The following is a 13,211-nucleotide window of genomic DNA, read 5'->3' as shown; positions in this document are numbered from 1 at the left end:
TTGTGAAGATGCGCTAAAACATCTTCACAAACACCTCGATAGCCTGGTATTCGGCCATGCCGAGCTGGTCGTAGAGCTTCGCGGTGTTCTGTGTGCGCTCCTCGGCCCGCTGCCAGAACTCGCGGGGATCGCTGCCCGGGAAAGGCATGATGTCCTTCTGCGAGAGGTGGCGGTAGATGGCGTGGCGTTTCATAATCAGCTCGTCGGGCGACAGGGGCACGGCCATGTCCACCATGCCGAGGTCCCACTCCATCCAGGCGCCGCGGTAGAGCCACAGGTGGCACTCCTTCAGCCACTCGTCGTCCTTCACGACTTCGAGGGCGCCGAGCACGGCCTCCATGCAGGTGCGGTGCGTGCCGTGGGGGTCGGCAAGGTCGCCGGCGGCGTAGATCTGATGGGGCTTGATCTCGCGCAGCAGCTTGACGATGATTTCGATGTCCTTCTCCGTGAGCTGGCCCTTCTTGATGCCGCCCGTTTCGTAGAACGGCAGGTTGAGGAAGTGGGCGTTGGTGTCGGGGTTCAGTCCGAACGAGCGCACGGCGGCACGCGCCTCGGCGCGGCGGATGGCGCCTTTCAGGTCGAGCAGCGGGCGCGGCTCGGGTTCGCCCTTCCTCTTGCCGGCGATGACCTTTTCGACTTCGGCGTAGTGGTTGCCGTAGCCCAGTTCGCGGGCCGTGTCGATGTTTTGCAGCACCACGTCGTCGTGCACGGCCACGTTGCCCGAGGTTTCGTAAGCCACGTGCACGTCGTGACCTTGCTGCACGAGGCGGATGAACGTGCCGCCCATCGAGATCACGTCGTCGTCGGGATGCGGCGAGAAGACGATCACCCGTTTGGGGAAGGGCGACGAAGGTACGGGGCGCGTCGAGTCGTCGGCGTTGGGCTTGCCGCCCGGCCAGCCCGTGATGGTGTGCTGGAGGTCGTTGAAGACGTCGATGTTGATCTGGTCGTAGGCGTGGCCCTGTTCGAGCAGTTCGCCCAGCGAGTTTTCGATGTAATCCTTATAGGTGAGTTTCAGGATGGGCTTCTTCACCACGCCGCAGAGCCATACCACGGCCTTGCGGACGAATTTCGGCGTCCATTCGCAGGGACCCACCATCCACGGCGTCTGCTCGCGGGTGAGCAGCTGCGCGGCATTCTCGTCGATCACCACCTCGATATTCTGGTGCGCCTGGAGGTACGAGGCGGGAACCTGATCCGTGATCTCGCCCTCGACGACCCGCTGCACGATGTGGGCCTTCTCCTCGCCCCAGGCCATCAGGATGATGCGGTTGGCGCGCATGATCGTATCGATGCCCATCGTGACCGCCATCTTGGGCGTGTTCTCCAGCCCGAAGAAAGCGCCCGACTGGATTTTGCGGGTGTTGTAGGTCAGCTGCACCAGCCGCGTGCGCGAACGGGAGTAGGACCCCGGCTCGTTGAAGCCGATCTGCCCGTCCTCGCCGACGCCAATGATCATCAGGTCGATGCGCCGTACCGAGTGGTCGTACGAAGCGCAGTATTCCGAAACGCGGTCCTCGGGAACCGTACCGTCGGGGATGTGCACGTTCTCGGGCAGGATGTCGATGTGGTTGAGGAACTCCTCGTGGATGCGGTAGTTGCGGCTCTGCTGTTCGGTCGACCGGATCGGGTAGAACTCGTCGAGGCTGTAAACGGCGACGTTCCGGAAGCTGATCTGCCCTTCGTGGTGGCGTTTCACCAGTTCCCGGTAGAGACCCAGCGGCGTGCGGCCCGTCGTGAGGCCCAGCACGAAGGGCTGCGACTCCTCGTAGACCTCGTTCGAGCAGTGGATTTCGTTGTACATGCGGATCGCCTTGACGATGTTGTCGGCGACGTACTGCACGCCTTCGTACTCGTTTTCGTAGACCTTGGTGTGGATCTTCTCGTAACGATGGATGATGTCGCGCGGAGCCGATTCGGAAATCAGGCCGCCGTCTTTGGGAAGTGAATACTTGTTGTTCATACGTTTATGTAATTTGTTAATCTTTCTCTCTGTCGGTTTGCTGCCGATCGTGTTGTCGCCGCCGTTGGCGTCGTTTACAAGTCTGACCCCACCCCAAATCCCTCCCTCGGGAGGGGACTTAAGGCGCAAAAACACGTGCCTTGACTGCTGTGGCGGCTCGGCAATTCGCAAGCGATTGCGCTCGCCTGTTGCCCGCAGTTGTCGCATCGCGACCGGATTGTCTCTTGGCTTTCAGCTTTTCACTTTTTCACTTCTCGAACGTCACCTCCCCGAAAAACTCGGGACGGTGGAAATCGGGTTTCTCCGTCCGGATCGGCCGCCACGAGAGGAAATGGGGGTGCGAGAGTTTGTCGCCGCATTTGTAGAGGTTCATGCGGGCCTTGAGACCGCTCCAGTCGGTCAGCGCATGGCGGAAAAGCGCCTGCGGGGGGATGGCCAGCGTGAGCGACCAGCGGTTGTCGCCCTCGCGCTCGGCGAAAGGCTCGCCGCAGGGAAGCGTCGTGTAGCGTTTCACGCCCGCCAGCACCTCGGGCGAGGCGTGCTCGGCCTCGGTCCGGGATTTGCGCGCCCCGAGCAGCATCCGTCCGATGCAGGTGGTTTCGAAATTGTAGTACATCCCTGTGTCGGGTGCGATGAAGAACTCCGCGCACGAGTCGGTCCACACCTCGCCGTTGTCCTCCGTGACGAGCGCCGCCGTGTAACGTTCGGCAACGTCGAAGCGCAGCATCAGCCAGTCGCCCGTATGGAACATCCGGAAGCTGACTTCCGGGGCGTAGGGAAATTCCGCGGGCCAGTTGCAGCACGCCACCGGCAGCGGCTCGATTCCGGCGAATGCCTCGTCCACGGCGGCCCGGTCGTCGGGCGCGATGCCTGCTATCTTGCGAATTTCCATTCCTTATTTGTATTTGGCGACGGTTTCCCGTACGATTTCGCACATCGTGCCGTACTGCTCTTCCATGCTTTGCAACAGTTTGTACTGGGCGCGGGTGCGCACGAGGTTGTGCTCGGGGTATTTCGTTTTGTAATAGGTGTCGCCGTCGATGTAGTCCATCAAAAAACGCAGCACCTGCTCGAAGGTGATGTAACGGGCCGAGAATGCCAGGTGGTCGATTTCGGCCTGGTTGAGCTGTCCGGCCCGCTGCGACAGATAGCCTTCGGTATAGGCGCGGAACATTTCGAGGGACATGCCCACGCGCGAAAGGTCGCGGTCGTCCTCGTCGCCCGTGTTGGCGTAGGAGCGGATGGCGTCGCCGAAATCGTTGAGCGACGTGGAGTTCATCACCGTGTCGAGGTCGATGGCGCACAGCACCTCGCCCTGCTTGTTGAAGAGGATGTTGTTGATTTTCGTGTCGTTGTGGGTCACGCGCGTGGGGATCGTGCCGTCCTCGACCTTCGACCAGAACGAGAGCATCTCGTCGCGGCGCGATTCGATCCAGCCGATCTCCTCCGCAAGGTCTTTCACGCGGCCTGCGGCGTCGCGGCGCAGCGCCTCGTCCCACTGCACGAAGCGGTGGCGGATGTTGTGGAAGCCCTTGATCGTCTCGGCCAGCGGCTCGGTGAAGTCCGCCAGCTGGGCCTGGAACTTGCCGATGCCCTCGCCGCCCTTGCGGGCCAGTTCCGGGGAGTCGGCCTTGTTGTAGGCGATCGTGTCGCTGATGAAAACCGAAACGGCCCAATATTCGCCCTGTGCGTCCACGTGATAGAGCTTTCCGTCGCGGGTCGCAACCACGGTCATCGCCTCGCGTCTGGGGTCGCCCCCGGCGGCTGCGACGCGGCGGCGGATATGATCCGTCACTTTGCGGATGTTCTCCATCATGGCCGGAACGTCGGGAAAGATGCTCTTGTTTTTGCGCTGGAGGATGTAATCCGGCGCATCGCCCGCCGTGCGGACGATGAACGTGTCGTTGATGAATCCCTCGCCCAGCGAGTCGATTGCCGTGATAGCGCCTTCCAGCGCGAACTGCGACGCTATTTCCTGTAATTCAGCCTTCATACGATGAGGTTGTTTCGGTTTTGGTTGTTAAAGGTTAAGTTTCACCTCCAAAGTTACTGGAAAAAACGCAGAAATGCAACCGGATATTGTGAAAAAGCCCGCCTTTCTTGCTGAAGGGCGGGCTTGCGAAAACTTTCGGACGGGTTATTCGATCGGGTCGATCACCGTGAACGTCACCTCGTAGGGAGCGGGCGCCGACTGTCCCTGGTAGTTGCCCCCGGCGACGATGAAGGTCACCGTGTAGGTCCCCGGCTCGGTGTAGGTGTACGAGTAGCTCGGCAGGTCGTCGGTCACGCCCTTGATGTTCAGGCCCGTGTCGGGCGAGATCGTGTTGAGCGCGACGGGCTGCATGAAGGCCCACTGGTCGATCTCGGGGAAAGCTCCGGCGCTGAAGCCCTGGAAGACGATATTGGCGGTGTTGTTCGCTCCCGGCCGGCCCTGGAATTTCAGGTTGCCGTTGCCCGATACATTATGGATATAGGGGTTGTCGGCGTGCTGCGAAGCCAGCGAGAAGGGGACGAATTCCATGTCCGGGTAGTTGTAGACCTGCGTGTCGTGGCCCTTGAACTTGACCGTGATCTTCGGATTGATCCGATAGGTGCGCATCGTGGTCTTGGGGTCCGGATAGAAAAGGTGCATGCCCCACGAAAAACGGTCGGCGAACCGGGTGATGTCGTAGGTGTAGGTTTCGAACTTGTTCGCGTTGTTCGGCGTGAACTCCAGTTTGGTCCAGTCGGCGCAGTCGTTCGCCGCGATGGCTTCGACCACGGGGCGGTCGGTGGCGGCGTCGCTGCCGTTCAGCCCCGCGAATTTGTTGCCCGCAAACAGGACGAGGTTGTTCAGCGTGCCGTACTGCTGGCTGATCTCGATCTCCAGTTCGCACGACTCGATGTCGGCGATGTCGACCTTCGTGCGGTTGCGGTGCTTGTACTCGTGTCCCGTGTCGCCCGTCCAGACGGTGATGAAGTCGGCGTTGCCGCTGAAGTTGAAGACCACCGGGTCGCCCGTGCGGTAGGTGTTCGTCGGCGCCAGCTGCACCGAGAACTCCAGCGGCTCGTAGATCTCTTCGTGTTCGCATGAGGCTGCCGCGGTTGCGAGGGCCAGCGTCGCCGCGAGGTATGTGATTCGTTTCGTATTCATCGTATGCTCTGCAATTAAGCGTTTTACCATAAGGGGTTCTGTCGGAGCGCGTGGTTCACCGCCAGCTCCTTGGTCGGAATCGGGAGGTAGATGTGGCGTGCCGTCACGTTGGCGTAGTTCGCCGACGCATAGTTCGTATAGCTGACGTTGCGGTACTTGTTCTCCGTCGGCTGGTTGGTCCCGGCGTTGTGCATCTTCTCGACGAACGTGCCCCAGCGGATCAGGTCCCACTTGCGAAGCCCCTCGAAAGCCAGTTCGCGTCCGCGCTCGTTGCGCACCAGGTCACGGAACGAACGGTAGTCGCCCAGCAGGCTCTCGTCGGTCTTGACGCCCGCGCGTTTGCGGATTTCCCGGATGGCCTCCTTGGCCTGGTCGTCCGGCGCCCCGGCGTATTCGTTGATCGCCTCGGCGTACATCAGCAGCACGTCGGCGTAGCGAAGGATCGGGAAGTTGATCGTCGTGTAGAGGCTCTTGGCCGACATCTGTTTCTCGTAGACCGTCTCGCGGCGCCATTTGCCGGCGTTGCGGACGGCGCACATCACCGTCGGGTCGTAAACCAGATCGGCGGGGTCGAACGCGTCCTCGATCGTCTGGTCCAGCCCCTCGATGTCGGGCATGGCGAAATTGTTGTTGTAGACCCACGGCGTCTTGAACATGCTCTGCGTCTGTTGCAAGTAGCGCGTCACGGTCTCGCCCGCCTTGTTCTTGTACGAGATTTTCTGGTTGTTCATTCCGCGGTAGTTGTAGCCCGGCAGGTTCCACGTCAGCCGCTTGTCGATGACCGTGGCGCTGGCCGTTTCGTCTGCCGTGCGGTCGTTCTCCCAGTAGAGCTGCCAGAGGGTGTAGGAGCCGTTGTAGTAGCCGTAGGAGTAGTTGCAGGCCCACTCCGAGTAGTTGGTCGTTCCCGACTGCGACCGCAGGCCGATCAGGTCGCCGATGCGGCCGTTCGTCCAGTCGGTCGCACTGGTGCGGTCGCCGAGGAATTCGGCCTCCCACATTGATTCGTGGAACTGCGTGTCGTACTGGTCGCGGATCATGTTGATGAAGATCTCCTCGTAGCTCTCGTTCAGGTCGTGCTTGTGCGAGGCGATCACCTCGTTGGCCCAGTAGGCGGCGCGGCGGTACATCTCCTTTTTATCCAGTCCGTCGATCTGCTTGACGCTCTCGCCGGCCATGAAGAGATAGACGCGGGCCAGAATGCCCTGGGCGACGGTCTGGCTGACGCGCGAGGGGGTGTTGTCGATGGGCTCGTAGAGGTCGGGAATCGTGGCTTCGATCTCGTCGGCGCACCATTTGAGCACCTGCTCCTGCGGCGTTGCGGCCATCTGCACGTCGTTGGGGTTGGGCGAGGTGGTCGCTTTGACGCGCAGGGGCATATCGCCCCACGCCTGCGCCAGCAGGAAGTGGTAGTAGGCGCGCAGGAACCGCGCTTCGGCGATGTAAAGCCCGATGTCCACCGAAAGTTTCCCGGGGTCGATCTCCGTCTTTTCGACGGCCTCGATGTAGCGGTTGGCGTTCTTGATGCCTTCGTAGAGCTTCGACCAGGTGTCGTAGATCGCCGCCGTGCCGGCGCTGTGGTTGTAGCGGTCGGGACGCGATTCGCTGTTGTTGTAGTTGTTGAAGTAGCAGAGGTCGTCGGCGTTGGCGATTTGCAGCGAGTAGTAGTTGCCGTAGAGCGCTTCGCTGTTCAGCACGCCGTAGACGCCCGCCAGACCGTAGATCAGCTTTTGTTCGCTGTTGTAGTAGCCGTCGTCGGGGATGATCTGCGGATCGGTGTCGAGGAAGCTGCACGCCGGAAGGGCGGCGGTGAGCAGCGCCAGCGTTCCCAGTTTCAATATGCTTTTGATTTTCATGGCGTAATGTTGCGTTTAAACCGTTAGAATGTGAGGTTTACGCCGGCCGTGAAGCCGAATGCGCGGGGATATGCCGACCAGTCGAATCCGGGCGTCAGCACCGAGTTGCGGGTCGATACCTCGGGGTCGGGACCGCTGTAACCCGTCAGGGTCCAGATGTTGTCGGCCGAGACGTAGACGCGCATCTGGCTGATGCCCGCCTTGCGCAGCGAACGGCTCGGCAGCGTGTAGCCCAGCGAGACGTTCTTCAGCCGCAGGAACGAACCGTCCTCGATCACGCGCGACGAGTACTCCTCGCGGCCGACGGCGTTCACGCGCGGAATGTTCGACGCGGGATTCTCCGGCGACCAGCGGTCGGCGTAGGAGGCCAGCTGGTTGGTCTGGCTCCTCCATCCCGATTCGAAGACCAGCCGGTTGGCGTTCAGCACGTCGTTGCCGTAGCTCCACGCGAAGAAGATGTTCAGGTCGAAATTCTTCCAGTTGAAGTTGTTGCCGAAGCCGCCCGTGTTGAGGGGCTGTCCGCAGCCGATGATCGTGCGGTCGTAGTCGTCGATGACGCCGTCGCCGTTCATGTCGCGGTATTTCATGTCGCCCGGCTGCATCGCGTTGCCCTTGAACGAGGGAACGCCGCTGACGAGGTTGCCCTTGTCGTCGAAATCCTCGGCCTTGTAGGTCCCGTCGTAGATGAAGCCGTACATCATGCCCGTGGGCTTGCCCACCTGCGAGATGTAGGGGAACTGCGAGTTGAAGCGCGTCTCCCACGATACGGAACTCTGGAGCGTGTTCTGTCCGTCGACCAGCCCGAGAATCCGGTTGCGGTTGAAGGCGATGTTGAACGACGTGGACCACTGGAACTGACGGGTCTTGACGTTCACCGTTTCGAGCGTCAGCTCGAAGCCGCGGTTGCGGATCTTGCCGATGTTGAGCATCCCCTGTTCGAAGCCCGACGAGGCGGGCAGCAGGGCGTAGAGCAGCAGGTCGCGCGTCACCTTGTCGTACCAGTCGGCCGTCACCTTGATGCGGTCCTCGAAGAACCCGAGGTCGAGACCCGCGTTCCACTGCTCGGTGGTCTCCCACTTGAGCCGCTCGTTGGCCATGTTCGAGACGTAGTAGCCCGGCACGCGCTCGCCGCCGAACACATAGTCGAGCGAGTTGCCCGAACCCGGGTTGACGGTGATCTGCGAATAGAAGTCATAGGGGGTCTGCGTGCGGTTGTTGCCCGTCAGGCCCCACGAGAGGCGCAACTTGCCGTTGCTCATCCACTCGCTCTTCTTCAGCAGATTCTCGCGGTTGAAGTTCCACGAAAGGCCGGCCGAGGGGAAGTAGCCCCAGCGGTTGTCGGAGGGGAATTTCGACGAGCCGTCGGCGCGGAATGAGAAGGTCAGGTAGTATTTGTAGCGGAAATTGTAGTTGGCGCGCAGGAAGGCCGACATCATCCGCCAGTCGTAGTAGTTGCTCTGGACCTTCTGGTAGTTGCCTGTGTGGATGCCCGCGATGCCCAGCTCCTCGGAGGTGATCTGCGTCGACGCAACGCCGTCGTAGGTGTTCTTCTGCCCCTGGAGCGAGAGTCCCGCCATCAGGTCGAGGTTGTGGCTGCGCCCCAGGCGCTTCTTGTAGTTGAGCGTGTTTTCGTTCGACCAGCTCGTCTGGTCGGTCCAGTAGATGGCGCCGTTGACGCCCTTGCCGCTGGGCGAGCCGGCGTAGCCCGTGTAGGTCTCGCTGCCGTTGAACTCCTCGCGGCGGCGTTTGTTCAGGACGTAGCCGCCCGTGGTCTTGAACGTCAGGTCGGGGGTGATCTTCCACGTCAGCGCCAGGTTGGCGTTGAGGTAGTCCACCAGCGTCTTGCGGTATTCGTTCTTGGCGGTCTTCACCGGGTTGAAGCGGTAGTCGTTCGATCCGTCTACGGCTTCGTCGAGCATCGAGTCGAGGATGTCCTGCCCGGGAGGCGTTACGGGGCGGTAGCCCCAGACCGAGTACATCAGCCAGCCCGACGACGACGAGGTGGTCTGCGCCGTGGTGGGGGTCACGCCGTTGGTCGCCGTGCGCGAATAGTTGGCGTTGGCGTTCAGCGTGAGTTTTTTCGAGATGGGCAGCGTGAAGTTGGCCTTGCCCTGGTAGCGCTGGAAGTTCGAACGGATGATGATGCCGTCCTGGTCGAGCGCCGAGAAGCCCACGTTGTAGCGCAGCCCCTCCTTGTTGCCGCCCGAGAGCGAGACGTTGTAGTTCTGCTGGAAAGCCGTGCGGTAGAGCTGGTCCTGCCAGTCGATGCCCGGGATGTGGCGGTAGTCGTCGAGCGTCAGTCCCTCGCTGAAATAGCTCTTGTTCATCGTCTCCTCGCTGATCAGTTCGCTCTGAAGCCGGACGAATTCGTAGGAGTCCATCAGGTCGGCCTTGTTGGCGATCTTGTTCAGGGAGAACGAGGCGCTGAAGTTCACCGTGGGCTTGCCCTCGTTGCCGCGTTTGGTGTTGATCACGATGACGCCGTTGGCTCCGCGCGCTCCGTAGATGGCGGTCGCCGAAGCGTCTTTCAGCACGTCGATCGACTCGATGTCGGCGGGGTTGATCGACGCGGCGAACGACCCTTCGGACGGGAATCCGTCGATGATGTAGAGCGGGGCGTTGCTCTGCGTGAGCGAGTTGTTTCCGCGGATGGTGATATTGGCTTCGGCGCCCAGCGAGCCGTCGCCCGTGGTGACGACCACGCCGGCGATGCGTCCGCCCAGCGCCTGGTCGAAGTTGGTGACGTTGGCCTTCATCATCGTTCCCAGGTCGGCCTTGGCCACCGAGCCGGTGAGGTCGCGCCGCGTGGTGGTTCCGTAGCCGATGTTGACGATCTCGACGGCGCCGATCTGCGACGCCTCTTCGGTCATCTTGACGTTGATCGCCGTGCGTTTGCCGACATACTCCTCGACGGTCGTGTAGCCCAGATAGGAGAAGACCAGCGTCTGGTCCTCCCGGGCCTTGATCGAGTAGCTGCCGTTGGCGCCCGTGGCCGTTCCCGACTGCGTCCCCTTGATCAGGACGGTTACGCCCACCAGCGGTGCACCGTTGGCGTCAACCACGCGTCCGTCCACGGCGTTCTGCGCAAAGGCGTCCCCCCCCCGGAGTACCGATAGGGTCACCAGCGCTGCCGCGGCCATGCGTTTAAGTGCTTTTTTCATAAATAAATCAGGTTGTGGGTGAAAATGGTTATTTCTTCTTGAGCCGGAACTCCACGGGCTGTCCGTGGCGGCAGGTTATCTTCAGCAGCGTTCCGGTGTCGTGGGAAACGGCCTCCACGCCGGGATATTGTGCGGCAAGCTCCCATGCGCCGTCCAAAAGCACCTCTTTTTCGATGGGGCGGCTCTCCTGACGCGTGGTGTAGGTCTTCTCCGTGAGGCCGAGGTCGGGCGTGCAGACGCTCATCACGACCTGTCCGTCCGTGTCGGTGCGCTCCATGACGATCGACTCTCCGGTCGCTTTGCGCACAAGCCCCTGGCCCGTGTATTCCCCGAAGCAGACGTAGCCCGTGATGCCCGTGGCGAGGTCCTTCACGACGTGGGCCGTGTTGTCCCGGCGCAGCACTTCGTAGCCGTCTTTCTTGATCAGGCGCGTGATCTCCTTGTTCGTGGGTTGGATGTAGACCGCATATTCATATCCGGCCTGCTTGGGGGCGCGGCCGTGGTCGATCCAGGCCGTGGCGAAGTTGCCCGTCTGGGGTGCGCGGGTCTTGTCGTTAGGCGAGGTCTGCTCCTTTTTGGTGATGTTCACCGCTGCGGCGTTCTTCACCACGTAGAAATTGCCCTTCGTGTCGGAGAGCGCCAGCCGCTCGCCGCCTCTGGAGAGGTTGAGCGGGAAAGCGTCGTAAAGCTCGCCGTCGACTTCTATCTGTTCGGCCGGGCTGTCCATCCGCAGCTGGAAAAGCGTCGTTTCGGTGGGGTATGCCTGGTTGTCGTTGTCGATGCCGCTGCCGAGGAAGACCATCCGGTTGTCGAAGCAGAAGACGGATTTGTACGCCGTGGCCCCGGGGGTGAAGTTCTTGCGGTCCTTTTCGACGAAGTGCAGGGCCAGTATGCCGTTGCGGCCTTCGAGCGACGAGGCGCCCGAGAAGCGCTCGGGGTTGCGCTCCATGAGCGTCCCCGGCAGCGGGCTTTCCAGTTCGGGGTAGGGCAGATGGATGGTCGTGGCGCCCGGCACGCGGTTCCAGTCCCAGCCCTCCTGCACGAATCCGCTCGCCGCGGCCGAGACGGGATTGCCCGAACCGATGATCGGCGCCGAACCGTAGCTCTGGTAGCGTCCGTAGCGGTTGTCCTTGGTATAAATCTCCGATCCCCAGACATCGGTGTTGAATGCTTTGAGCGTCACCATCCAGTCGCCGCGGCGGTGGATGCCCGCGGCCCCGTAGTTATAGACGAAGAATCCCGAGGGCGTGGGACCCGCCGAAATCCCCTCTTTCCTGAAGAGGCTGTTCAACTCCTTGTCCGTGCCTTTCAGGCGCAGGTAGGCGCCCGCCAGTTCGGGGTCCGCGCCCTTGCCGCTGCCCGTCAGGTCGCCCAGCGCGGCCAGATAACCGAATGCGTTGACGTCGGCGTCGGGGATGCGGCCGTTCTTGCCGAAGGGATGGCGGCCGGCCAGGCCGAGTCCCCAGTCGCGCAGATCGGTGTAGCTGGCCATGGTCATCAGCGCCAGCTTGAAGTTGCGGCGCGCCTGCTCCGAGAGGGTGAAATCCGTTCCCCGGGTTGCTTTGCAGAAGTAGCCGATCATGGCGAACGCGCCGGTCGAGTAGGCGGGGTAGAAGCCGCCGTGGTGGAAGGTCGTGCCGTCGGGCTTGATGCCGCCGATGGTGCCCGGCGTGAAGCCGAGGCTCCCCGAGAGCCATACGCCGAGGCTCTTCATGGCGCGGTACTGTTCGGCCTCGTCGGGCAGCATCAGCGCGCTGACGATCTTGGGGATGAGCAGCGTGTGCCACGAGTCGAGCAGCTCGTCGCGGCCGTAGACGTAGGGTTTGCGGGTCTCCGCCAGGCCGCTCCAGTAGGCCAGCACCTTGACGTATTCGTCGGTCTTGCCGCGTGCGGCGATCTTGTCGCGCATGAGCCACATGGCGTCGTAGATCTTGCGTATGTTGTAGCCGTAGTGGTGGTTGGTTCCGTTGCCGTGGCCGAAGGCGAAGCCCTGGTCGATGGCGTGGTCCATCACCAGAAAGAAATCGTCGTCGTATTTCGGATCGTTGTTGATATGGCTGTTCAGCGCGAAGGCGTTGAGCATGTTCTCGATGTCGTCCAGGCGCAGTTCGCCTTTCGGGCGGTTGCACTCGTCGTTCGAGAGCAGCGGGGCGCCGATGATCCCGCCGTCGTCGGTGCGGCGGATCGCGGCCTTTTCGAAGGTCGCCCGGGCGCGCGGGATGATCGTGCCGTTGATGTAGTTGGCGCTCGACATGTTGGCCGCGACGATGCTTTCGATGCGCGATTTCACGGCGTCGAGCTGGGCCTTTTCCGCGGGCGTGACGTCGCGCAGCGGCTCTTCGTATTCGTACTGCTCCCACTCCCAGAGGCGCGCCCAGTGCCACAATTCGCGAGAGAGATTGCAGTTGTTGCCGGGAATCTGCTTGTCGGGGGTGATCTGGTCGTGGAGCTTGACCTCGGAGAAGGTCAGGCGGTCGAGGAACAGTTCGCCGCTTTCGACCCCGGCGGGCGTCGAGATTGTCAGCCGGGATACCTGCTGCGAGGCGTGGTCGCCCGGCATGTCGTTGTACTTGATCCAGCAGGCGCGCCAGCCCGTGAAATCCATGTGGAAATCGAACCGGTAGGGGACTTCGCCGGTGGGCGTCTCGAACGAGAACCGCATGTCGGCGTCGACGGCCCTGGGGTTGTAGATCCAGAGCATGACGCCCGCGCCCTTGACCCGCAGCGAGCGCATCAGCTGTCCGAAGTCGTTGAAGCGGAGCGTCGACGGCGCGCTCCACGACCAGCGCAGCGAACGGCTCCCGTCCTTGTAGTGGAGGCCGCTCAATTCGGCCGTGCTGTTTTCGCCGCATACGAAAGCCTTGGGAATTTCCGTTTCGAAACTGATTTTGGCGTCGATTGCCGCAGCGGCATGCTGGCCCCAAAGCGTGCCGAATAGTATCCAAATCGCTGGTACAGCGTGTTTTAATATATTTTTCATAGATTCATATTTGGTCAAAAATAAATAAAGAAATTGGTTCGCCAAAATTTTTCAAAGAGAAAATAATAAAAATTTTACATTCATCGGAAAATGTTATTAAAATATGTTGCATGTCCGAAAA

7 protein-coding genes are annotated in these 13,211 nt (G+C 61.4%); all 7 read right to left on the bottom strand.

Annotated elements, in window-relative coordinates; genetic code table 11:
• Positions 1-13 precede the first annotated feature (13 nt).
• The 7 genes from DWW03_RS10940 to DWW03_RS10910 all read right to left on the bottom strand — a co-directional run bounded on the left by DWW03_RS10940 (position 14) and on the right by DWW03_RS10910 (position 13,090).
• A complete protein-coding gene (locus DWW03_RS10940; RefSeq protein WP_022062213.1) occupies positions 14-1,963 on the bottom strand; it encodes a 6-phosphogluconolactonase in 1,950 nt (649 codons plus the stop codon).
• 247 nt (positions 1,964-2,210) lie between these two features.
• Positions 2,211-2,855 carry a carbohydrate-binding family 9-like protein gene (locus DWW03_RS10935; RefSeq protein ID WP_118406759.1) on the bottom strand — a complete coding sequence of 215 codons (645 nt, stop codon included), beginning with the start codon at positions 2,853-2,855 and terminating at the stop codon, positions 2,211-2,213.
• Between the two features lie 3 nt (positions 2,856-2,858).
• Entirely contained in the window at positions 2,859-3,956 is a 1,098-nt protein-coding gene (locus tag DWW03_RS10930) for a phosphotransferase enzyme family protein (RefSeq protein WP_022062214.1), read from the bottom strand.
• A gap of 144 nt (positions 3,957-4,100) precedes the next feature.
• The gene (locus DWW03_RS10925; RefSeq protein WP_022062216.1) at positions 4,101-5,096 is read right to left on the bottom strand and encodes a DUF5017 domain-containing protein; all 996 of its coding nucleotides are present in this window, start codon (positions 5,094-5,096) and stop codon (positions 4,101-4,103) included.
• A gap of 23 nt (positions 5,097-5,119) precedes the next feature.
• Positions 5,120-6,949 carry a RagB/SusD family nutrient uptake outer membrane protein gene (locus DWW03_RS10920; RefSeq protein WP_118406757.1) on the bottom strand — a complete coding sequence of 610 codons (1,830 nt, stop codon included), beginning with the start codon at positions 6,947-6,949 and terminating at the stop codon, positions 5,120-5,122.
• A gap of 23 nt (positions 6,950-6,972) precedes the next feature.
• Positions 6,973-10,110 (bottom strand): SusC/RagA family TonB-linked outer membrane protein, encoded by a 3,138-nt coding sequence (locus DWW03_RS10915; protein ID WP_015546309.1) that lies wholly within the window; start codon positions 10,108-10,110, stop codon positions 6,973-6,975.
• 28 nt (positions 10,111-10,138) lie between these two features.
• Positions 10,139-13,090 carry a chondroitinase family polysaccharide lyase gene (locus tag DWW03_RS10910; protein WP_022062219.1) on the bottom strand — a complete coding sequence of 984 codons (2,952 nt, stop codon included), beginning with the start codon at positions 13,088-13,090 and terminating at the stop codon, positions 10,139-10,141.
• Between the last annotated feature and the right edge of the window lie 121 nt (positions 13,091-13,211).

Source organism: Alistipes sp. AF14-19, assembly GCF_003461645.1.
GTDB lineage: Bacteria > Bacteroidota > Bacteroidia > Bacteroidales > Rikenellaceae > Alistipes > Alistipes shahii.
Note: the sequence above shows the minus strand (reverse complement) of the source record. Positions and strands in the feature narration are given on the sequence as shown.

Coding starts and splice junctions, on each gene's coding strand:
- DWW03_RS10940 (WP_022062213.1), bottom strand. CDS start 1,963: ATGAACAACAAGTATTCACTTCCCAAAGACGGCGGCCTGATTTCCGAA.
- DWW03_RS10935 (WP_118406759.1), bottom strand. CDS start 2,855: ATGGAAATTCGCAAGATAGCAGGCATCGCGCCCGACGACCGGGCCGCC.
- DWW03_RS10910 (WP_022062219.1), bottom strand. CDS start 13,090: ATGAAAAATATATTAAAACACGCTGTACCAGCGATTTGGATACTATTC.
- DWW03_RS10915 (WP_015546309.1), bottom strand. CDS start 10,110: ATGAAAAAAGCACTTAAACGCATGGCCGCGGCAGCGCTGGTGACCCTA.
- DWW03_RS10920 (WP_118406757.1), bottom strand. CDS start 6,949: ATGAAAATCAAAAGCATATTGAAACTGGGAACGCTGGCGCTGCTCACC.
- DWW03_RS10925 (WP_022062216.1), bottom strand. CDS start 5,096: ATGAATACGAAACGAATCACATACCTCGCGGCGACGCTGGCCCTCGCA.
- DWW03_RS10930 (WP_022062214.1), bottom strand. CDS start 3,956: ATGAAGGCTGAATTACAGGAAATAGCGTCGCAGTTCGCGCTGGAAGGC.